Genomic DNA, 21972 nt, shown 5'->3' on the forward strand with positions numbered 1-21972 from the left:
GGGCCCAATAGCAGATCCCGGCTTGACTGCCCCGGATCGGCACACTTGTAATTTCACTCGTGTCGTTCAGCCGAAATCGGTAACGGCAGCACCACGGGGACGCGAAGACAGACGAGGGGCGCATATGACCGAGCTGGTTCAGGAACTGCTGGTCGAAGACGCGGACGACGAACTCGGCTGGCAGGAGCGCGCACTGTGCGCCCAGACCGATCCCGAGTCCTTCTTCCCCGAGAAGGGCGGCTCCACCCGCGAGGCCAAGAAGGTCTGCCTCGCCTGCGAGGTCCGCTCGGAATGCCTTGAGTACGCGCTTGCGAACGACGAACGCTTCGGCATCTGGGGTGGCCTCTCGGAGCGCGAGCGCCGCCGCTTGAAGAAAGCGGCCGTCTGATCCGCCCCCTTCCGAAACCGTCCCTCAGCCCGCCCATCCGCCCCTACCAGGGACGGGTGGGCGGCGCCATGTGACGCACCGGCACGGCATACCAGCCAGGCACTCCCCAGTTGTCCACAGGCGGCGGGCCGTTGTGTCGCCAGCCGTTAGTGTGGGGCCCCGTCCGAGACGCCACGGCGCCCCCACAGGGCACGGGCGTCCACCGCAGTCCAGCGAACCGGGGCCCGTACCTCGATGTCCGTGCACAGCCACCCCCAAGACCACGACGGCGCCGCCGCCGGGTTCGACCCGTCCCGCGCGGCCGGGTTCGACCCGGCGAGCCCACCCGAGTTCCCGCAGCACGTCGTGACAGCGGTGCTCGTCTCCCACGACGGCGCCCGCTGGCTGCCCGACGCGCTCGCCGGACTGCTCGGCCAGGACCGCCCCGTACAGAACGCGATCGCGGCCGACACCGGCAGCGCCGACGACTCCGCGCGCCTGGTCACCGAGGCCCTGGGCGACGACCGCGTGCTGCACCTGGCCCGCCGCTCCGGCTTCGGCACCGCCGTCGACGAGGCGGTGCGCACGGCCTCCGTCCTCACCCCCGAGGACCTGCCGTATCTCAAGCGCCCCAGCGGCTGGGACCCGGTGAGCCGCACCTGGCGCGACGACGCCTACGACCTGCCGGACCTGCCGCACGGCGAGCCCGAGCAGTGGCTGTGGCTCCTGCACGACGACTGCGCGCCCGAGCCCGGCGCCCTCGCCGAACTGCTGCGCGCCGTCGAGGCGGAGCGCGAGGCGGGCAACGAGGTCGCGGTCGTCGGCCCCAAGCTCCGCGGCTGGTACGACCGCAGACAGCTCCTCGAAGTGGGCGTCTCCATCGCCCACTCGGGCCGCCGCTGGACCGGTCTCGACCGGCGCGAACAGGACCAGGGCCAGCACGACCACGTGCGGCCCGTGCTCTCCGTGTCCACCGCGGGCATGCTGATCCGCCGTGAGGTCTTCGAGCGGCTCGGCGGGTTCGACCGCCGACTGCCCCTCATGCGCGACGACGTCGACCTGTGCTGGCGCGCCCACGCGGCGGGACACCGCGTCCTGGTCGCCCCCGACGCCGTCGTGCGGCACGCGGAGGCCGCGTCGCGCGAGCGCCGCACCGTCGACTGCGTGGGCCGTACGGCGACCTCGCCGCACCGCGTCGACAAGGCGGGCGCGGTCTACACCCTGCTCGTCAACTCCCGCACCGCCGTGCTGCCCTGGGTCCTCGTCCGGCTCGTCGTCGGCACCCTGCTGCGCACCCTCGGGCTGCTCCTCGGCAAGGCGCCCGGCCAGGCCCTCGACGAGGTCGCCGGGCTCTTCGGCACGCTGCTGCGGCCCGAGCGGATCCTCGCCGCCCGCAAGAAGCGCGGCAAGCCGCAGGTGACCGGCGGCGAGATGCGCCCCTTGTTCCCGCCGCCCGGCGCCACGGTGCGCGCCACCGTCGAGCAGGTCGCGGGCCACCTCGGCGGCGACTCCGACCCCGAGGTCTCCGCCGCGGGGCGGCACGGAGCCGTCGAGTCGGGACCCGGCGGCGACGACGCCGACTTCCTGGAGATCGAGCAGTTCGCGCGCCTCAAGCGCGTCGCCCGCAAGCCCGGGCCCCTGCTCTTCGTCGTCCTGCTCTTCGTGTCGCTCGTCGCGTGCCGGTCGCTGCTCGGCGGCGGCGCGCTCGCGGGCGGCGCGCTCCTGCCCGCGCCCGCCGACGCCTCGGACCTGTGGTCCCGGTACACGGACGCGTGGCACCCCGTGGGCATCGGCGGCACGGACGCGGCACCCCCTTACCTGGCCCTCCTGGCCAGCCTGTCGACGCTCCTGTTCGGCTCCACCGGGCTCGCCGTCACCGTCCTCCTGATCGGCTCGGTGCCGCTCGCGGGCTTCACCGCCTACTTCGCTTCCCGGCCCCTGGTCACCTCCCGGCTGCTGCGCGCGTGGGCGTCCGTCGCGTACGCCTTCCTGCCCGCCACCACCGGCGCGCTCGCGGGCGGGCGCGTCGGCACCGCCGTCCTCGCCGTCCTGCTGCCGCTCATCGCGCGCGCGGGAGCCTCGGCCGCCGGGCTCACCTCCCAGGACGGCGGCCGCGGCAGCTGGCGCGCCACGTGGGCGTACGCGCTGCTGCTCACCGTCACCACGGCCTTCACGCCCATCGTGTGGCCCATCGCCGCCGTCGTCGGCCTCCTGGTGCTCGCGCTGCGCCGCGCCGACCTCGTCGCGTACGGCACGCGCTTCCTCGCCGCCGTCGGCACGCCGCTGCTCGTCCTCGCGCCCTGGTCCCTCACGCTGCTGCCGACCGGCTTCTTCAAGGAGGCCGGTCTCGCGTACGGCACGGGCTCCGCGTCCGCGCTCGACCTGCTCGGCGGCAGCCCCGGCGGCCCCGGCACCGTGCACGGCCTGCTGCTCATCGGCATCGTCCTGGCCGCCCTCGCCGCGCTGCTGCGCGCCGAGCGGCAGCTGGCCGTCCGCAGCGCCTGGGCCGTCGCCCTGGTCGCGCTGGTCTTCGCCGCCCTGTCGAACGGCTCGGCGTGGGCGGGCCCGGCCACGCTCGCGTACGGCATCGCGCTGCTCGCCGCAGCCGCCCTCGGCGCCGACGGCGCACGCGCGCGTGTCGCCGAGCAGAGCTTCGGCTGGCGCCAGCCGGTGGCCGCGCTCATCGCGTTCGCCACGGCCGCGGGGCCGCTGCTCGCCGCCGCCGGGTGGATGATCCGCGGCGCCGACGGCCCGCTGGAGCGCCGCGACCCGGTGCAGGTGCCCGCGTTCGTCGCCGAGGAGAGCCGCACCCAGGACCAGGCCCGCACGCTCGTCCTGGACAGCGCGTCCCCGGCCGAGGTCGCCTACATGCTGGTCCGCGGCTCCGGCGCCCGCCTCGGCGACGCCGAACTCGCCGCCAAGGACGGCACGGACGCCCGCCTCGACCGCATCGTCGCCCGCCTCCTCGCGGGCTCCGGCGCCGACCAGGCCGACCAGCTCGGCGGCTACGCCGTGCGCTACGTCCTCGTCCGCGACGGCGCGCCGCGCCAGCTCAGCCGTACCCTGGACACCACGCCGGGCCTGACCCGGCTCAGCCAGGAGGACGGCAGCGCCCTGTGGCGCGTGGACCGGCAGGTCGCCCGCGCGGCCGTCGTGTCCGGCTCCCAGGACCCCGAGCCGGTCGCCGCGGGCCCCGTGGAGGTGCACACGAAGGTCCCGTCCGACGACGAGGGCCGCGTGCTGCGCCTCGCCGACGCGGCCGACCCGGGCTGGACGGCGACCCTGGACGGCCGCGCGCTGACCAGGACCACCGTGGACGGCTGGGCCCAGGGCTTCGAACTGCCCGCCTCGGGCGGCCGCTTGGACATCACGTACGAGGCCCCGGCCGCCCACACGGCGCTGCTGTGGACGCAGGGCGCCCTCGCGCTCGTCCTGGTGGTCCTCGCGCTGCCCGGCCGCCGCCGCGACGTGGACGACGACCTCCCGGAGGAGCAGCTGGTGCCCGCCCAGGCGGCAGCGGGCGAGGGCCGCAGGGCGCGCAGGCTGCGGGCCCAGGGCGAACAGGGCCCCCAGGAGGGCGCGTTCCCAGACGGCATCCCCGAAGAGGCCGCTCTGGGCGCGGTCCCGGCCCAGCACACGCCCGCGCCGCCCCAGCACGCGCCCGCCCAGGGCGAGTGGCAGACCCCCGCCCACGCGGGCGCCGACCAGGGCGCGTACGGCGGCGAACAGCACCACCAGGGCGGCCAGTACGCCTCCGGAGGCTACGACCAGGCGTACCAGGCGGGCCCCTACCAGGGCGCCCAGTACGACCCGTACGCCTACGAAGGCACGTACGGCACGTACGAGACGAACTCCGGCTACGGCCAGACGTACGGCACCTACGACGCCCCGGACGCCGCCCACCCGCAGCACCCGCCGATGCCGCCGCGCCCCCCGCACGGCACCGACAGTGAGCGTCCCGACGGGAGCCAGCAGTGAACCGCACCACCCTGTCCCTGATCGCCGCGGCGGCGGCCCTGGCCGCCGTGACCGGCTTCGCCGCCGTCAACGCCCCGGCGGGCGACGACGGCGTCGCCGCGGCGAAGCGGCTGCCCGTGGAGCGCACGAGCCTGCTGTGCCCGGAGCCCAGCACGTCCGACCTCGCGGAGACGACGTACACGGCGTTCACGCCCGCGTCGCGGGCCTCGGGGCGCGCGGGCGGGGCCGCGCTGTTCCCCGTCGTCAAGCAGCTCACGGACGCGCCGCAGGGCGGCAAGGGCAAGGGCGCCAAGCCGTTCCTGACCCAGAAGGAGCCCGGGAAGCCGGTCTCCGGCGAGGAGTCGGGCGCGGAGGCCCCCACGCTCATCGGCAGCGCCGACGGCCGCCTCGCGCCCGGCTGGACCGCCCAGCAGACGACCTCGGTCAGCGCGGGCGCGGGGCGCGGCCTGCACGGCACCAACTGCACCGCCCCGGACACCGACTTCTGGTTCCCGGGCGCCGGCTCGGCCAAGGGCCGCAACGACTACGTCCACCTGATGAACCCGGACGACGCGGCGGCGGTCGTGGACATCGAGCTGTACGGCCCCGGCGGCGCCCTGAAGGCGGAGGTCGGCGAGTCCATCCAGATCCAGCCGCGCTCCAGCGTCCCCGTGCTCCTGTCCACGCTCACGCCCAAGCCGCAGACGGACCTCACGCTGCACGTCACCGCGCGCAGCGGCCGTGTCGCCGCCGCGGTGCAGTCCTCTGACGAGGAGCTGGGCGGCGACTGGCTGCCCGCCGCCGCCGACCCGGCGCCCCGTCTGGTGCTGCCGGGCATCCCGAAGGACGCGACCTCGGTCCGCCTCGTGGCCTTCGCGCCCGGCGCCGACGACGCCGACCTGAAGGTCCAACTCGCCTCGCCCACCGGCTCGATCACACCGGCCGGGCACGAGACGCTGCACGTGAAGTCGGGCATGACGGCGACGGTGGACCTGGGCGACGTGACGAAGGGGGAGGCGGGTTCGCTGGTCCTCACCCCCACGGAGGACCCCGTCCCGGTCGTGGCGGCGCTCCGCGTCACGCGCGGCAAGGGCGCCAAGCAGGAGACGGCGTTCATCCCGGCGACCGCCCCCGTGGGCGCCCGCGCGACCGTCGCCGACAACCGCGCCAAGGGCACCACGCTCTCCCTGACGGCCCCCGACAAGACCACCCGCGTCAAGGTCACCGCGTCCCCGGGCACGGAGGCGGGCGAGGCCACCAGCAAGACGTACACGGTCAAGGCGGGCACGACGCTCGCCGTCGCCCCGCCCGTGCCCCCCGGCCTGAAGGGCTCCTACGCCCTCACTCTGGAGCCCCAGTCGGACACCTCCGTCTACGCGTCGCGCATGCTGGCGATCCCCGAAAACGGCATCCCTATGTTCACGATCCAGTCCCTGCCGGACGACAGGGGCACGGTGGAGGTACCGAGGGCCAAGCAGGACCTGGAGGTACTGCAGAAGTAGCGCCCGGCCGGTCAGTCCTCGCCGTAGCGCGGGTCCACCGACTCCGGGGAGAGCCCGAGGAGCTCGGCGACCTGCTCGACGACCACCTCGTGGACGAGCGCGGCCCGCTCGTCCCGCCCCTTGGTCCGGATCTCCACGGGCCGTCGGTAGATGACGACCCGCGCGGGCCGTCCCTCGGACGCGGCCACGGTCCCCCCGAGCGGCACGGCCTCCCCGGTCCACTCCTCGTCGGGGGCGCCCCCGACGGTGGGAGGCACCTCCAGCACCAGGAAGTCGATCTCGGTGAGCTGCGGCCAGCGCCGCTCCAGGCGCTCCACCGAGTCCTGCACGAGGTCGGTGAAGGCCTCGGCGCGGCTCATGGAGAGGGGGACCTGCGGCGGCGCCACGGGGCCGCGCATGCCCCTGCCGTGGCGGTCGCGGCGGCGGGGCCTCGGCTCGGCGGAGCGGGGCTGTACGGGGTCGTCCATCACTGACGAAGCGTAGTCCCCGAGATCGCCCTTTCCGCGCGGAGCACGGCATGTCGCTTCCTGACCATTCCAGCCAAGCTTGGGCACGATTGTGCATCTCTCCTGTACCGCCGATCTCGCCCTGATTGGCAGTATTTGTTCCGAGTGGTGACCGGGTTCAACACCACAGGCCCCGTTGGTCCCTTGTGTCTCCGCAGGTCAGAGTGGTGCTTTCCGGACACGCCGCGCACGGTGACACCGCACGACACGGGGGAGTGACCTGGTGGAGAGTCGTCGCGGCCCGCTCAAGAGTGCGGTACCGTCCAACGTCGTGAGCCCTGTACGTCGCTGTTCGCGCACCGCTTGCGGCCGACCCGCCGTCGCGACGCTGACGTACGTCTACGCCGACTCGACCGCGGTCCTCGGCCCCCTCGCCACCTACGCCGAACCCCACTGCTACGACCTGTGCGCCGAGCACTCCGAGCGCCTGACCGCGCCGCGCGGCTGGGAGGTCGTCCGGCTCGCCGACGCCTCGGGCCCGGCCCGGCCCAGCGGCGACGACCTCGAAGCCCTCGCCAACGCCGTGCGGGAGGCCGCACGGCCCCAGGAGCGCGCCGCGGGAGCGGGCGGCGGGTCGCGCGGAGCGGACCCCATGGAGGTCGCGCGCCGCGGCCATCTGCGGGTGCTGCGCTCGCCGGACAACTGAGCACGGTTTTCGTCTGACGGCTCTTGCCCGACGGCTCCCGTCTGACGGCTCTCGTGTGACGGCTCTCGCCCGACGGTTCTTGCCGGACGCCCGGAGATGGCTGGGGCGCATTCCGGCCAGCCCGTTCCCGCGCCGCCGTGTGCGCGGTCCGCACGCCCATGAGTGAATCTTCACCGGCACACGGATTGACGGCTGTTTGTCGAGGCCACGACTATTTCGCCACCCCGTGATCAAGGGATCATCCAGGGAGGCACCCGTGTTCGTGCAGCAACTGGAGCCCGTGGCCGACTCGCTCGGCCTGTCCGCACTCGTCGCGACCCTTCCCCTGCTCACCGTCCTCGTCCTCCTCGGCGCCGTCCGCATGAAGGCACACCGGGCCGGGCTCATCGGCCTGTGCGTGGCCGGGGCCGTCGCCTGGCTCGTGTTCGGCATGCCCCTCGGCCAGACCGCGTCCAGCGCCGCCCAGGGGGCCGTCTTCGGGCTCTTCCCCATCCTGTGGATCGTCGTCAACGCCCTGTGGGTGTACCGGATGACCGTCCGCACCCGTCACTTCGACATCCTCAGACGCTCCTTCGGGCGGCTCTCCGACGACCCGCGCATCCAGGCGCTCGTCGTCGCCTTCTGCTTCGGCGCGCTGCTCGAAGCCCTCGCGGGCTTCGGTGCGCCCGTCGCGATCAGCGCGGTCATGCTCGTGGCGCTCGGCTTCGACCCGGTGCGCGCCGCGGTCGTCGCCCTCGTCGCCAACACCGCGCCCGTCGCCTTCGGAGCCATGGGCACCCCCGTAGTGACGCTCGCGCAGGTCACCGGCATCCCCCTGGACACCGTCGCCACCGTGGTCGGCCGCCAGACGCCGCTGCTCGCGTTCGTCGTGCCGCTGCTCCTGGTCGCCCTCGTCGACGGGCGGCGCGGCCTGCGCGAGACCTGGGTGCCCGCCCTCGTGTGCGGCTTCGCCTTCGCCGCCGCGCAGTTCGCGGCCTCCAACTACGTCTCCGCGCAACTGGCCGACATCGGAGCCGCCTTGGCGGGCGCGGGCGCCCTCGTGGCCGTGCCGCACGCGCGCAGGCCTGCCGCCGAGCCCGTGCGCGCCGCGGTCCTCACCGGCGCGCGCAGCGAGGACCTCGACCACGCCGACCCGCGCGCCGACGTGCTGCGCGCCTACGCCCCGTACGCCCTGATCGTCGCGGTCTTCTCCGTCGCGCAGATCCCGCCCGTCAAGGACTTCCTCACGGAGGCCACCCGCACCTTCGACTGGCCCTTCCTGGACGTCGCCGACCCCGCGGGCGCCCCGGTCGGGGGCAACGTCTTCTCGCTGCCCCTGGTGGCCACCGGCGGCACGCTCGTGCTGCTCGCCGGGTTCGGGACGGCCGCCGTACTCGGCGTCCACGCGCGCGTGGCGGCACGGGAGTGGGCGGCCACCGTGCACGAACTGCGGTTCGCGATCCTGACGGTGACGAGCGTCCTCGCGCTCGCGTACGTCATGAACCTCTCCGGACAGGCCGCCACCATCGGGCACTTCGTGGCCGACGCGGGCGCGGGCCTCGCCTTCCTCTCGCCGGCGCTCGGCTGGTTCGGCGTCGCGGTGACCGGCTCGGACACCTCCGCGAACGCGCTGTTCGGCGCCCTCCAGGTGACCGCGGCCGAACAGTCGGGGCTCTCGCCCGAGCTCCTCGCCGCCGCCAACAGCTCGGGCGGGGTGCTCGGCAAGATGATCTCCCCGCAGAACCTGACCATCGCGTGCGCGGCCGTCGGACTCGCGGGCAGGGAGGGCGATCTGCTGCGCAAGGTGCTGCCCTGGAGCCTCGGCCTGCTGCTCGTGATGTGCCTGATCGTGGTGGGCCAGAGCACGGCGGCGCTCGGCTGGATGCTTCCCTGACGCCCTTGTGTAACGCCGCCACAACCCGCTGTCAGTGGTTGGAGGTAGTTTGGGGGCGCCGTAGGAAGTCCGTAGGAAGTCCGTCGACGAAGTCCGCCGCGTGCGGCCGCCCGCCCGGGCGCCCCACGCGTCGCTGAACGTACGTAAAGAGAGGCTTGGCCGTGGCTGCTGATCTGTCCCAGATCGTGAAGGCGTACGACGTGCGCGGGGTGGTCCCGGACCAGTGGGACGAGACCCTGGCCGAGCAGTTCGGCGCCGCCTTCGCGCGGGTGACGGGCGCGGCCGCGATCGTCGTCGGGCACGACATGCGGCCCTCGTCGCCCGGCCTCTCCGGCGCCTTCGCGCGCGGCGCGGCAGCCCTCGGCGTGGACGTCACGGAGATCGGCCTGTGCTCCACGGACCAGCTGTACTACGCCTCCGGCGCGTTGGACCTGCCGGGGGCGATGTTCACCGCCTCGCACAACCCGGCGCAGTACAACGGCATCAAGATGTGCCGCGCGGGCGCCGCCCCGGTCGGCCAGGACACCGGCCTGGCCGACATCCGCGCCCTGGTGGAGAGCTGGCTGGCCCAGGGCGCGCCGCCCTCGCTGACGGCGGCGGGCGCGCTCACCCGCCGCGAGACCCTGGACGACTACGCGGCCCACTTGCGGTCCCTGGTCGACCTGAGCGCGATCCGTCCGCTGAAGGTGGTCGTGGACGCGGGCAACGGCATGGGCGGCCACACGGTGCCCACCGTCTTCGAGGGCCTGCCCCTGACGCTGGTACCGATGTACTTCGAGCTGGACGGCACCTTCCCCAACCACGAGGCCAACCCGCTGGACCCGGCGAACATCGTCGACCTCCAGCAGCGCGTGCGCGCCGAGGGCGCCGACATCGGCATCGCCTTCGACGGCGACGCCGACCGCTGCTTCGTCGTCGACGAGAACGGTGACCCGGTCTCCCCCTCGGCGATCACCGCCCTGGTCGCCGCCCGCGAGCTCGCCAAGCACGGCGGCTCCGGCACGGTCATCCACAACTTGATCACCTCCTGGACCGTCCCGGAGGTCGTGCGGGAGAACGGCGGCACGCCGGTGCGCACGCGCGTGGGGCACTCCTTCATCAAGGAGGAGATGGCCAAGTCGGGCGCGATCTTCGGCGGCGAGCACTCCGCGCACTACTACTTCCGCGACTTCTGGAACGCCGACACGGGCATGCTGGCCGCCCTGCACGTCCTGGCCGCCCTCGGCGGCCAGCAGGGGCCCCTGTCGGGCCTCGTGGAGCAGTACGACCGCTATGTGGGCTCCGGCGAGATCAACTCCACAGTGGCCGACCAGCAGGCCCGCCTCGCCGCGATCAGGGCCGCGTACGAAGGCCAGGACGGCGTCACCCTCGACGAGCTGGACGGCCTGACGGTCACGACGGCCGACTGGTGGTTCAACGTCCGCGCCTCCAACACGGAGCCGCTCCTCCGCCTCAACGCGGAGGCCCGCGACCAGCAGACCATGGAGAAGACCCGCGACGCGGCTCTGGCGATCATCAGGGCGTAGCCGGGCCCGCACCCGGAGAGCGACACGGGGGGAGGGGCGGGCCCCCGCCCCGGGAAGGGCCCCGCCCCACCCGGGGCAGGGCCCCGCCCCCGCCCAAGGCCCCCAGGCCAGCGATAGGCTGGGCGGGCCGCACGACCCCACCCCGAAGGGACCACCCCATGCCGCTCGAAGCCGGCCTCCTGGAGATCCTCGCCTGCCCGGCCTGCCACGCCCCTCTCAAGGAGACGGACGACGAGCTGGTCTGCACCGCGGAAGGCACCGACTGCGGCCTCGCGTACCCGATCCGCGACGGCATCCCCGTACTCCTGGTCGACGAGGCCCGCCGCCCCGAGTAAGGATCAGAAAAGGGCAGGCGTGCACCCGCACAGTCGCCCGCCCGCACCCCTGCCGCGCACGGCGATCGGAGGCCGGACCCCCATGCTCGACGAGTCGCTCCTGGACGCCCCCGACGAACTCGCCCGCGCAGACCTGCGTGACCTGCTGCGCGGCGCCGCCGAAGCGGGCGCCCGCGTACGGACCGCGGTCCGGCACGCCACCGAGTCCGGGGTCACGGAGCTGAAACCGGACGGCCGCCCCCGCGCCGTCCTGATCGCGGGCCCCGGCACGGCCGCCGCCGGCGTCGCCGACCTCATCGGCGCCCTCGTGGGCACCGGCTGCCCCGTCATCAGGATCACCCCCACCGGCGTCGCCCCCGCGGCGGGCGCCCTGCGCTGGTCCCTGCCCGGCTGGGTCGGCCCCGTGGACCTGCTGCTCATCGCCACGCCCGACGGCACGGAGCCGGGCCTCTCGCTCCTCGCCGAGCAGTCCTACCGCCGCGGCTGCACCGTCGCCGCCGTGGCCCCGGCCCGCTCCCCGCTCGCCGAGGGCGTCAGCGGCGCACACGGCCTCACCGTCCCGATGGCCGTGGCGCCCCGGCCCAGCACGGACGACGCCGACGGCACCGGGGCCCCGGCCGCCGCCCCCGGCACCCTGTGGTCCCTGCTCGTCCCGCTGCTCGCCCTGCTCGACCGCACCGGCCTGGTCACCGCCCCCGTGGAGACCCTCCAGAAGGTCGCCGACCGGCTCGACGGCGTCGCGGAGCGCTGCGGCCCCGCCGTCGCGACCTACCACAACCCCGCCAAGACCCTCGCGACCGAGCTGTCCGAAGCGCTCCCGCTGATCTGGACCGAGGGCGAGACCGCGGCCCCCGTGGGCCGCCGCTTCGCCGCCGTGCTCGCCGAGCTGGCCGGGCACCCCGCGCTTGCCGCCGAGCTCCCCGAAGCGCTGCCCGCCCACGCCCCGCTGCTCGCGCGCGGCCTCACCGGCGGCGCCGACAGCGACGACTTCTTCCGCGACCGCGTCGACGACCCGGGCCCCCTGCGCGCCCGCGCGGTCCTGCTGCGCGACCGCTCCGCCGACGCGGGCGGCCTCACCGCGGCGCCCGCCGCCCGCGAGCTCGCCCAGAGCCACGACATCGCCCTCAGCGAGCTCGACCCCGAGGACGGCGACGACCTGGAGCGCCTGGCCGAACTGATCGCCCTCACGGATTTCGCCGCCGTTTACCTGGCGCTCGCCTCCGGGAGCCGATCATGACCCCGGCCCCCGTACGGGCGCCCGCCCGCGCGCACCCGTACCCGTAGGGGGCACGCGCGTACCCGCACCGAAGGACGCGCCCGCCCGCGTCCCCGCACGCCCGTAAGGGAGACCCTTCCGTGGACCGCCTCACCAACACCATCCGCCCCTACGCCTGGGGTTCCACCACCGCCATCGCGGGTCTCCTCGGCGTCGAGCCGACCGGCGAACCGCAGGCCGAGATGTGGATGGGCGCCCACCCGGGCGCGCCCTCGCGCACCGAGCGCGGGCCGCTCAACGAGGTGATCGACGAGGATCCGCGCGCCGAGCTCGGCGCCCGCGCCGTCGACAAGTTCGGCCCGCGCCTGCCCTTCCTCCTGAAGATCCTCGCCGCGGGCGCCCCCCTGTCCGTACAGGTGCACCCGGACCTGGAGCAGGCCCGCGAGGGCTACGAGGACGAAGAGGCCCGCGGCATCCCGCTCGACGCGCCCCACCGCAACTACAAGGACGCCAACCACAAGCCCGAACTGATCTGCGCGCTCACGCCGTTCGACGGCCTGTGCGGCTTCCGCCCGCCCGCCGAGGCCGCCGACCTCATCGAGGGCCTCGGCGTGGACTCCCTCAAGCCGTACGTCGACCTGCTGCGCGCCAAGCCCGAGGACGCGGCCCTGCGCGAGGTCCTCACGGCCGTCCTCACCGCCGACCGCGACGAGATGGCGCGCGCGGTCACCGAGGCCGCGACCGCCGCCGAGCGCCTCGGCGGCCCCTACGCCCCGTACGCCGACGCGGCCCGGCACTTCCCCGGCGACCCCGGCGTCATCGCCGCCATGCTGCTCAACCACGTCACCCTCAAGCCCGGCGAGGCCCTCTACCTCGGCGCCGGGGTCCCGCACGCCTACCTCAGCGGCATGGGCGTCGAGATCATGGCCAACTCCGACAACGTGCTGCGCTGCGGCCTCACCCCCAAGCACGTCGACGTGCCCGAACTCCTGCGCGTCGTCCGCTTCGAGGCGAGCGACCCCGGCATCCTGCGCCCCGAGGCCTCTCCCGACGGCGAAGAGGTCTACGAGACGCCGATCGACGAGTTCCGGCTCTCCCGCTACGTCCTGCCCGAGGGCGACGCCCGGCACGACCTCACCGCGGGGACGCCGCAGATCCTGCTCTGCGCGGCGGGCGAGGTCCGCGTGGGCGACCTCTCCCTCACGCCCGGCGGATCCGTGTTCGTCCCCGCGGACGAGAAGGCCGACGTCTCCGGCAGCGGCACCCTTTTCCGCGCCACCGTGGTGGCCTGAACCACCCCACGCCTCCCGTGCTGCAACAATGACGCACCGCACCGGCCGGGCCTCACGGCGCCCGGCCGTCGCGGAACGGAGAACGTACGCGTGTCACGCGGCAGGCGCGGCACGCAACGGAAGGGACAACGGGCACACATGAGTGCGTCAGGCGGAACAAAGGCGATCGTGGCGGCTCTCGGCGCCAACCTCGCGATCGCGGTGGCCAAGTTCGTGGCGTTCCTCTTCAGTGGCTCGTCGTCGATGCTGGCCGAGAGCGTGCACTCGCTCGCCGACTCAGGCAACCAGGGCCTGCTGCTCCTCGGCGGCAAGAAGGCCCAGCGCGAGGCCACTCCACAACACCCCTTCGGGTACGGCCGCGAGCGCTACATCTACGCGTTCCTCGTCTCCATCGTGCTCTTCTCCGTAGGCGGCATGTTCGCCCTCTACGAGGGCTACGAGAAGATCAAGCACCCGCACGAGATCGAGCACTGGTACTGGCCGGTCGGCGTCCTGGTGTTCGCCATCATCGCCGAGTCGTTCTCCTTCCGGACGGCCATCAAGGAGTCCAACACCCTGCGCGGATCGCTCTCCTGGAAGGAGTTCATCCGCCGCGCCAAGGCGCCCGAGCTGCCCGTCGTCCTCCTGGAGGACTTCGGTGCCCTCGTCGGCCTGGTCCTCGCGCTCGGCGGCGTCGGCCTCGCGCTCGCCACGGGCAACGGCGTCTGGGACGGCGTCGGCACGCTCTGCATCGGCGCCCTGCTCATCCTCATCGCGATCGTCCTCGCGGCCGAGACCAAGTCGCTGCTGCTCGGCGAGGCCGCGGGCACCGAAGAGGTCCAGAAGATCGAGAAGGCCATCGTCGACGGCGACACCGTCACCCGCATCATCCACATGCGCACCCTCCACCTCGGCCCGGAGGAGCTGCTCGTCGCCGCCAAGATCGCCGTCCAGCACGACGACACCGCCCGCGAGATCGCCGACGCCATCAACGCCGCCGAAACCCGCATCCGCGAGGCGGTCCCGATCGCCCGTGTCATCTACTTGGAGCCGGACATCTACCGCGAGGCCGCGGCCGCCGCGGGCACGAACCCGGCCAAGTCCCCGGGCGGTCCGCCCCCGGAGCCCGGCCACTGACCCAGGCCGTACGAGAAGGGCCCCGCACCAACACCGGTGCGGGGCCCTTCCCCGTACAAACGCCGAGCCTCACTGAACCTCGCGCAGCACCTCCAACACCGCAGCCTCATCCACCGCAGCCACAAGCCGCCCCCGAAACCCCTCATCCATCAGCTTCCGCGACAGCAGCGCCAGGATCCGCAGGTGCTCGTCGCCCGCCGCAGCCTCAGGCACGGAGATCATGAAGATCAGCTTGGCCTTCGTGCCGTCGAGCGACCCCCACTCGATGCCCTCGGCCGACCGCGCGAAGCCCACGACCGGCGAGGTCACCGCGTCGGTCTTGGCGTGCGGGATCGCGATCTCCTCACCGAGCCCCGTGGTGCCCTGCGCCTCGCGCGCGAGCGCGGTCCGCACCAGCTCCTCCACATCCGTCACCTTGCCGGTACGCGCGAGGAGCCCGGCCATCTCACGGATCGCGGCCTCCTTGTCCTCGGCGGCGAGCTCGACCTTGACGGTCTGCCGGGTGAGATAGCCCGAGAGGACCTCGGGCGCGGCATCCCCGGCCACCGGGGAAGCGGCCACCGGGGCCGAGACAGCGGACTCCTGGCTTCCGGTTCGCGCGGCTCCGGCCCCGTCGCCGACCACAGCCGCCTCACCAGCCACAGCTGCCCCACCGGCCCCCGCGCCCACACCGGCCAGCACCGGCTCGGCCACGCCCGCCCCGCCGACCGGCACCCCGCGCCGCCTCCGCTCGCTCAGATCCACCAGCGTCACGGTGGCGAGGGCGGTGACGGCCGTTCCGGCGGCCACGGCGACGAAGAACATCGGCACACCCCCGACCGCACCGAGCACCGCGACGATCGGCCCGCCGTGCGGCACCGCGTCCTTCACGCTCGCGAGGCCCGCGATCGCACCGGCCACGGCACCGCCGAGCATGTTCGCGGGAATGACCTGCGCGGGCCGCGCGGCAGCGAACGGAATTGCACCTTCCGAAATCCCGAACAACCCCATGAACAGCGACGCGAGCCCGGTCTCCCGCTCCTGTTCCGTGTACAGCCGCTTGCGGATCAGCGTCGCGAGCCCCTGCCCGAGCGGCATCACCGGAATCGCGGCCGCACACATGCCCATGACGGTCTGGTTGCCGGTGGCGATGAGCCCCGCACCGAACAGGAACGCCGTCTTGTTGACCGGACCACCCATGTCGAAGGCGATCATCAGCCCCAGGATCGCGCCGAGCAGGATCGCGCTCGTGCCCGTCATCCCGCTGAGCCAGTCCGTCAGATGCTCGAAGACCCACGAGATCGGCTTGCCGATGACGTAGATGAAGAAGAGCCCGAGCGCGCTCGTCGCCAGGATCGGGATCACGATGATCGGCATGATCGGCTGGACGAACTTCGGGACCTTGACCTTCTTGATCCACAGCACCAGATACCCGGCCAGGAACCCGGTCACGATCGCCCCGATGAAACCCGCCCCCGCCTTGGAGTCGTACAGCTCACCGGTGTTGGCGATCCAGCCGCCGATCATGCCCGGCACGAGCGCGGGCCGGTCCCCGATCGCGTACGCGATGTACCCCGACAGGATCGGCACCATCAGCGTGAACCCGATGACGCCGATCTGGTTCACGTGCATCCAGAACGAGTCGTCCGGGATGACGAGCCCGCCCTTCGGGTCGGTGTGCCCGCCGAGCGACAGCGAGATCGCGATCAGCAGACCGCCGACCACGACGAACGGGATCATGTACGAGACGCCGTTCATCAGCGCCTTGTACGCGACGCTCCGCTCCCGGCCGCCCCCGCCGCCGGTGGCCGCGCCCGCGCCGCCGCTCCCGGCGCCGTCGCCGCTCTGCACGGGCGCGCTCCCGACCCGCTCGATCAGCCGCTCGGGGTGGCTGATGCCCTCGGAAACCCCGACGGACAACACGCGCTTGCCCGCGAACCTGCCGCGGTCCACGTCCTTGTCGGCCGCGATGATGACGCCGTCCGCCTCTCTGACATCGTTGTCAGACAGCACGTTCTCGGCCCCGATCGAGCCTTGCGTCTCCACCTTCATGTCGACGCCGAGACGGTCGGCGGCCTGCTGGAGCTTCTCCGCCGCCATGTACGTGTGGGCGATGCCGGTCGGGCAGGCGGTCACCGCGAGCAGCTTCAGCCTCTTCTGCCCGTCGGCGCCGGTCGGGGGGTCGGCCGGACTGGTCACGTGGTTCTCCTAACGCCTTGACCGAACAAGATCGCGCATATGTTCCCGATCTCCAGGCATCCTGCAACAGACAGGGACAGGAGCAAAAGCGCAAAGGTCCCGGTTCGTCATGGACTGATGGCCTTTGCTCAACCTCGGGGAAGGTCGCGATTCAGCCACGGCCCCTCTCCCGGCACCCTTGTGGCTCACTGCGCCGATCGGTGTAGATTCGTGACAGTGCCAGACGTCGCTGCTGATGGCGGTCGGGCGGTCCGCTCCTGGACCGGCCGAGGGAGAGAGGGCCTCCGACGGACTGCGCTGCGCGCGCCGGTGTGTCTCCGTGCCCCGACGCCGCAGATCAGCCATGCCCACCCTCGACCCATCACGAGGAGCAGCTCATCATGACTGCCGTCAACGGCAAGGACTTCAAGGTCGCCGATCTCTCCCTGGCCGCGTTCGGCCGCAAGGAGATCACCCTCGCCGAGCACGAGATGCCCGGCCTGATGGCGATCCGCAAGGAATTCGCCGCCAGCCAGCCGCTCGCCGGCGCCCGGATCATGGGCTCGCTGCACATGACCGTGCAGACCGCCGTGCTCATCGAGACCCTGGTCGCCCTCGGCGCCGAGGTCCGCTGGGTCTCCTGCAACATCTTCTCGACCCAGGACCACGCCGCCGCGGCCATCGCCGTCGGTCCGAACGGCACCCCGGACGACCCCCAGGGCATCCCGGTCTTCGCCTGGAAGGGCGAGACCCTGGAGGAGTACTGGTGGTGCACCGAGCAGGCCCTGACCTGGCCGAACTCGCCCACCGGCGGCCCGAACATGATCCTGGACGACGGCGGCGACGCCACCATGCTCGTCCACCTGGGCGTCCAGTACGAGAAGGACGGCAAGGCCCCGGCCGTCGAGACCGCCGAGAACGACGAGCACCGCGTCATCCTCCAGGTCCTCAACCGCACCCTGGCTGAGAACCCGCAGAAGTGGACCCAGCTCTCCTCGGAGATCCGCGGTGTCACCGAGGAGACCACGACCGGCGTCCACCGCCTGTACGAGATGCAGCGCGACGGCAAGCTCCTCTTCCCGGCGATCAACGTGAACGACGCCGTCACCAAGTCGAAGTTCGACAACAAGTACGGCTGCCGCCACTCGCTCATCGACGGCATCAACCGCGCCACCGACGTCCTCATCGGCGGCAAGACCGCCGTGGTCTTCGGCTACGGCGACGTCGGCAAGGGCTGCGCCGAATCCCTGCGCGGCCAGGGCGCCCGCGTCATCGTCACCGAGGTCGACCCGATCTGCGCCCTCCAGGCCGCGATGGACGGCTACCAGGTCACCACCCTGGACGAGGTCGTCGAGACCGCCGACATCTTCATCACCACGACCGGCAACAAGGACATCATCATGGCCTCGGACATGGCCAAGATGAAGCACCAGGCCATCGTGGGCAACATCGGCCACTTCGACAACGAGATCGACATGGCCGGTCTCGCGCAGATCCCGGGCATCGTCAAGGACGAGGTCAAGCCGCAGGTCCACACCTGGACCTTCGCGGACGGCAAGGTCCTCATCGTCCTCTCCGAGGGCCGCCTGCTGAACCTGGGCAACGCGACGGGCCACCCGTCCTTCGTGATGTCCAACTCCTTCGCGGACCAGACCCTGGCCCAGATCGAGCTGTTCACCAAGCAGGACGAGTACCCGATCGGCGTCTACACGCTGCCGAAGCACCTCGACGAGAAGGTCGCCCGTCTGCACCTGGACGCGCTCGGCGTGAAGCTCACGAAGCTCAGCCCCGAGCAGGCCGCGTACATCGGCGTCGAGGTCGAGGGCCCGTACAAGCCGGACCACTACCGCTACTGATCCGGCCCGCGTACCGCCCCTGATCACGGAGCGGCCCCACCTCGGGCCGCTCCCGATCCCCGGGACGGTGCCCGGCCCGTCCGGCCGATCCCGGCCGTACGTCTCCAGCAGGCCCTCGCCGTTGTGGCGGGGGCCTGTCGGCGTACTGGCCCGGGACCGCGTCATGGTCGCTCCGCGAGCCCCGGTGCTGGCCCCGGCAGCCCACCGTCAGGACGCCCGACTCCGCATCCCCGACGGCGCGCTGCCTCACGAGCCCCCGGCCTACGAGCCCCCGGCTCATAGGCCCGCGGCCCACGAACTCCCGGCTCACGAGCCCTCGACCTACGAGCCCTCGGCTTTGGGCCCTCGGCATACGAGCCCTCGGCCCACGCGCTCCCGGCACTCGACTGCGCGGACCCTCCGACGGCTCGCCTCACGACGGTCCGTACGCTCGCCCCACGACGCTCCATCGCTCTGCCCGACGCTCCACGGCGTCGACGACGCCCTACCGCACGTCCCCCGACAAGGACCGAGCCCCATGCCCCGCGGTCGCTATTCGCTGCACGATCCGCACGATCACACCCCCCTGGCTGAAGAACACTTCCACTGCGCGCCCGGCCCCTCCGGCTGGCGCTACGTCGCCCAGCGCACCGCTCCCTCCGGCGACCACACGGGCTCCGTCGACCTGGCCGTCGACGAACTGGGCCGCCCCATCCGTCTCGAACTGAACGCCTCCGGCTGGCGCGTGCGGGCCGCCGCCCTCGACGGCGTCACCTGGGTCCGCACCGACGCCACCGGCGCGCACGCCACCGAGAACAACGCCCCCGCTCATGCCTTCACCGGCACGTCCCCCGCCTTCCTCGTCGCCACCGCCCGGCTGCTGCGCCTCACCCCCGATTCCCCCGCGACCCGCGTCCGCCTGGTCGCCTTCACGGACCCGGTCCTGGCGCCGCGCACCCTCGACCAGTCCTGGGCCCTGCTGACGAGAGAAGCACACGCCACTGACAACGGCCCGCTGACCGTGGACGAATACCAGGTCACAGCCCTGGACACGGGCGAGCAGCACACCGTCCACCTCAGCGGCGACGTCGTCCTCGCGGCCCCCGGCATCGAGCTCGAACACCTCGAGTCGCCACCGTCGACCTTCCCCTGACGCCCGCCCTACGCCGGCGGCACGAAGCCCGTCGACGGCTGCCGCGGCTCGTCACGCGGCCCGGACTCCGCCACGGCACGCGGCACGGCCCGGGGCGCCTCCGCGTCCCCCGTACCGGAAGAGGGCGGAGCCCACTGCCCCGCCGCGTGAGGGGCCGACGGGGGGTACGGGACCGGGGTGGGGGAGCTGGGCGCACTCGGGGCGTACGCGACCGGCGCGTAGGCGCCCGGGTACGGCGCACTTCTCTCAACCGCCGCCCCGCCGAAGGCCCGCTGCGCCTCCCGAGCCTGCCGCTCGTGCACCACGGCGGCCAGGAACGCGGCCGGTGGCACCCCCACCGGAGCCGGGGCGCCCGTCCGCGCCGCCAGATCGCCCGCGAGGCGCTCCGCCATGCCCCAGCCGACCTGCGGATCCAACTGCCCCATGCGCGTCAGGTACTGCCGTATCGCCAGCCACAGGCCGTCCGGAACCCCCGACAGATCGAGCTCGGAGAACCGCCCGGCGAGCCACGGCGGGGGCGCGGGCACGTACGCCGTCTGCCCTGTGGGCACCCGCTCCCGTACGACGAGCGTCCCCGCGAACACGTCCCCGAGCCGCCGCCCCCGCGCCGAGACCAAGGACGCGATGCAGGCGACCACCCCGAACATCATCAGGATCTCGACGACGCCGACGGCACCGCGCACCAGGGCGTGCCGGAACCGGATCGGCCCGCCGTCGTCCCGTACGACCCGCAGCCCGCAGGCCAGCTTCCCCAGCGACCGCCCGTGGCTGAGCGTCTCGATCGCTATGGGCACGCCCACGAGCACCAGGACGAACGTCGCCACGGCGATGGCGGCGACCGCCGCGTCGTCGAGCGACGCGGTCGCCGCGAGGAGCCCCAGCGTCACGGCCAGGTACACCGACCAGGCCACGACCATGTCGATCAGGAGGGCGAGCACCCGGCTCGGCAGCTTCGCGGGACGCAGTTCCAGCGCCACCGCCTCGCCCGTCACAAGCTCGCTCACGCCCGCCGTCCTTCCCGTCGCTGCCCCCGCCACCGCCAGTCTGCCAAGCTGATGAGTGATCGCGCCGCAGTAGGAGCAGTACGAGAAGTACGAGAAGCCGAGGAGCAGCCAATCCGATGGACCTCGACGTCTTCGTGTCGGCCCACGCAGCCGAGTGGGACCGGCTCGACGCCCTGGTACGCCGCCAGCGCCGACTCACCGGCCCTGAGGTCGACGAACTCGTCACGCTCTACCAGCGCACCGCCACCCACCTCTCCCTGATCCAGTCCAGCGCCCCGGACCCGCAGCTCACCGGACGCCTCACACAGCTGGTGGCACGCGCGCGTAGTGCCGTGACGGGCACGCGCCGCGCCTCCTGGAGGGACGTCACCCGCTTCCTGACGTACGGGTTCCCCGCCGCGGTCTACCGGTCCCGGCGCTGGTGGATTCCGGTGTCCCTGCTGTCGGTGGCCCTCGCGGTCGTGATCGGCTGGTGGGTCGGCACGCACCCGGAGGTGCAGTCCTCGATCGCGGCCCCTTCGGCGCTGCGGGACATGACCCGCCCCGGAGGCGAGTACGAGACGTACTACTCCAGCCACCCGGCGACGTCCTTCGCCGCCCAGGTGTGGACGAACAACGCCCAAGCGGCCGCGATGTGCCTGGTCCTGGGCGCCTTCCTGGGGATACCTGTCATCTGGATCCTCTTCCAGAACATGCTCAACGTGGGTGTCGGCCTCGGCCTGATGTCCTCCGCGGGCCGTCTGGACACCTTCCTCGGACTGCTCCTCCCGCACGGCCTGCTGGAGCTGACCGCCGTCTTCGTAGCCGCCGGAACGGGACTGCGCCTCGGCTGGACGCTGATCGATCCCGGCCCGCGCACCCGCCGCGCGGCCATGGCGGAGGAAGGTCGCTCCGCCCTGGGAATGGCCATCGGCCTCGCCCTGGTCCTGCTCGTGTCCGGCGCCATCGAAGGCTTCGTCACCCCCTCCGGCCTGCCCACCTGGGCCCGCATCACCATCGGAATCGCCGCCGAGCTGGCCTTTCTCGCATACGTCTATGTCCTCGGCGGCCGGGCGGCACGCGAGGGCGAGACCGGCGACCTCGACGCATCGGAGCGGAGCGCGTCCGTCCCCACTGCGGCGTGATGTGCGTACGACCCTTCTGACCTGCTAGTCTCCTCATCGCTCCGGAAAAACCGTTGACACGGAAGGACCGGGGAGGTAGATTCGAACAGTTGCCTAGAGCTGGACAGCTCGCACGGCAGCGGTGATAATCCATCTGCTTCTCGAATCACATCAATCGAGAAGCCACCCCCGATGAATCGGAATCCTGAGCCGGTCAGACCGGCCCAAAACTTCTGATAAAGTCGGAACCGCCGAAAAGGGAAACGCGAAAGCGAAAACCTGAAAGGCACCGATGAAAATCGGAACGGACCGGGAAGCCGGAAAGATCTGATAGAGTCGGAAACGCCGAAAGGCAAAGGCCCTCCAACGGCCACCGGAAATGAA

At 72.7% G+C, this 21972-nt stretch carries 16 protein-coding genes; 13 read left to right on the forward strand and 3 right to left on the reverse strand.

Features of this window, described 5'->3' with window-relative positions:
• Positions 1-124: 124 nt before the first annotated feature.
• From ACIG3E_RS40265 to ACIG3E_RS40275, 3 genes are all read left to right on the forward strand, one after another.
• Positions 125-388 (forward strand): WhiB family transcriptional regulator, encoded by a 264-nt coding sequence (locus ACIG3E_RS40265; RefSeq protein ID WP_030672713.1) that lies wholly within the window; start codon positions 125-127, stop codon positions 386-388.
• Positions 389-622: 234 nt separating this feature from the next.
• Positions 623-4345, forward strand: a complete 3723-nt coding sequence (locus ACIG3E_RS40270) for a glycosyltransferase (RefSeq protein WP_399626063.1) — start codon at positions 623-625, stop codon at positions 4343-4345.
• Positions 4342-5826, forward strand: a complete 1485-nt coding sequence (locus ACIG3E_RS40275) for a DUF5719 family protein (protein WP_399626065.1) — start codon at positions 4342-4344, stop codon at positions 5824-5826. Before ACIG3E_RS40270 ends, ACIG3E_RS40275 begins: the two co-directional genes overlap by 4 nt.
• A gap of 11 nt (positions 5827-5837) precedes the next feature.
• Here ACIG3E_RS40275 and ACIG3E_RS40280 read toward each other — a convergent pair whose 3' ends face one another.
• A complete protein-coding gene (locus ACIG3E_RS40280; RefSeq protein WP_399626067.1) occupies positions 5838-6293 on the reverse strand; it encodes a metallopeptidase family protein in 456 nt (151 codons plus the stop codon).
• Positions 6294-6555: 262 nt separating this feature from the next.
• Between ACIG3E_RS40280 and ACIG3E_RS40285 the strand changes: the two genes are divergently transcribed.
• The 7 genes from ACIG3E_RS40285 to ACIG3E_RS40315 all read left to right on the forward strand — a co-directional run bounded on the left by ACIG3E_RS40285 (position 6556) and on the right by ACIG3E_RS40315 (position 14336).
• Positions 6556-6978 (forward strand): DUF3499 domain-containing protein, encoded by a 423-nt coding sequence (locus ACIG3E_RS40285; RefSeq protein ID WP_138960073.1) that lies wholly within the window; start codon positions 6556-6558, stop codon positions 6976-6978.
• Positions 6979-7234: 256 nt separating this feature from the next.
• Positions 7235-8851: an L-lactate permease gene (locus ACIG3E_RS40290; RefSeq protein WP_399626069.1), complete on the forward strand. Its 1617-nt coding sequence runs from the start codon at positions 7235-7237 to the stop codon at positions 8849-8851.
• Positions 8852-9012: 161 nt separating this feature from the next.
• Positions 9013-10377 (forward strand): phosphomannomutase/phosphoglucomutase, encoded by a 1365-nt coding sequence (locus tag ACIG3E_RS40295; protein WP_399626071.1) that lies wholly within the window; start codon positions 9013-9015, stop codon positions 10375-10377.
• Positions 10378-10535: 158 nt separating this feature from the next.
• Positions 10536-10712 (forward strand): Trm112 family protein, encoded by a 177-nt coding sequence (locus ACIG3E_RS40300; protein WP_138960070.1) that lies wholly within the window; start codon positions 10536-10538, stop codon positions 10710-10712.
• A gap of 82 nt (positions 10713-10794) precedes the next feature.
• Positions 10795-11949: an SIS domain-containing protein gene (locus ACIG3E_RS40305; protein WP_399626074.1), complete on the forward strand. Its 1155-nt coding sequence runs from the start codon at positions 10795-10797 to the stop codon at positions 11947-11949.
• Positions 11950-12068: 119 nt separating this feature from the next.
• The gene (manA, locus tag ACIG3E_RS40310; protein ID WP_399626076.1) at positions 12069-13220 is read left to right on the forward strand and encodes a mannose-6-phosphate isomerase, class I; all 1152 of its coding nucleotides are present in this window, start codon (positions 12069-12071) and stop codon (positions 13218-13220) included.
• 138 nt (positions 13221-13358) lie between these two features.
• Positions 13359-14336: a cation diffusion facilitator family transporter gene (locus tag ACIG3E_RS40315; protein WP_399626078.1), complete on the forward strand. Its 978-nt coding sequence runs from the start codon at positions 13359-13361 to the stop codon at positions 14334-14336.
• 69 nt (positions 14337-14405) lie between these two features.
• On the opposite strand, the gene ACIG3E_RS40320 is transcribed toward ACIG3E_RS40315, so the two are convergent.
• Positions 14406-16514, reverse strand: a complete 2109-nt coding sequence (locus ACIG3E_RS40320; protein ID WP_399626081.1) for a fructose-specific PTS transporter subunit EIIC — start codon at positions 16512-16514, stop codon at positions 14406-14408.
• A 377-nt stretch (positions 16515-16891) separates the two neighbouring features.
• Between ACIG3E_RS40320 and ahcY the strand changes: the two genes are divergently transcribed.
• Together ahcY and ACIG3E_RS40330 are read left to right on the forward strand one after the other, a co-directional pair.
• Positions 16892-18349 (forward strand): adenosylhomocysteinase, encoded by a 1458-nt coding sequence (ahcY, locus tag ACIG3E_RS40325; protein WP_399626092.1) that lies wholly within the window; start codon positions 16892-16894, stop codon positions 18347-18349.
• Positions 18350-18866: 517 nt separating this feature from the next.
• On the forward strand, positions 18867-19481 hold the full coding sequence (locus tag ACIG3E_RS40330) for a hypothetical protein (protein ID WP_399626083.1): 615 nt from the start codon (positions 18867-18869) through the stop codon (positions 19479-19481).
• A gap of 8 nt (positions 19482-19489) precedes the next feature.
• On the opposite strand, the gene ACIG3E_RS40335 is transcribed toward ACIG3E_RS40330, so the two are convergent.
• A complete protein-coding gene (locus tag ACIG3E_RS40335) occupies positions 19490-20485 on the reverse strand; it encodes an RDD family protein (RefSeq protein WP_399626086.1) in 996 nt (331 codons plus the stop codon).
• 116 nt (positions 20486-20601) lie between these two features.
• On the opposite strand from ACIG3E_RS40335, the gene ACIG3E_RS40340 reads away from it, so the two are divergent.
• Positions 20602-21609, forward strand: a complete 1008-nt coding sequence (locus ACIG3E_RS40340) for a stage II sporulation protein M (protein WP_399626089.1) — start codon at positions 20602-20604, stop codon at positions 21607-21609.
• Positions 21610-21972: the final 363 nt, after the last annotated feature.

Origin of the sequence: Streptomyces sp. NPDC053474 (genome assembly GCF_044544845.1) — a bacterium.
Taxonomy (GTDB): domain Bacteria; phylum Actinomycetota; class Actinomycetes; order Streptomycetales; family Streptomycetaceae; genus Streptomyces.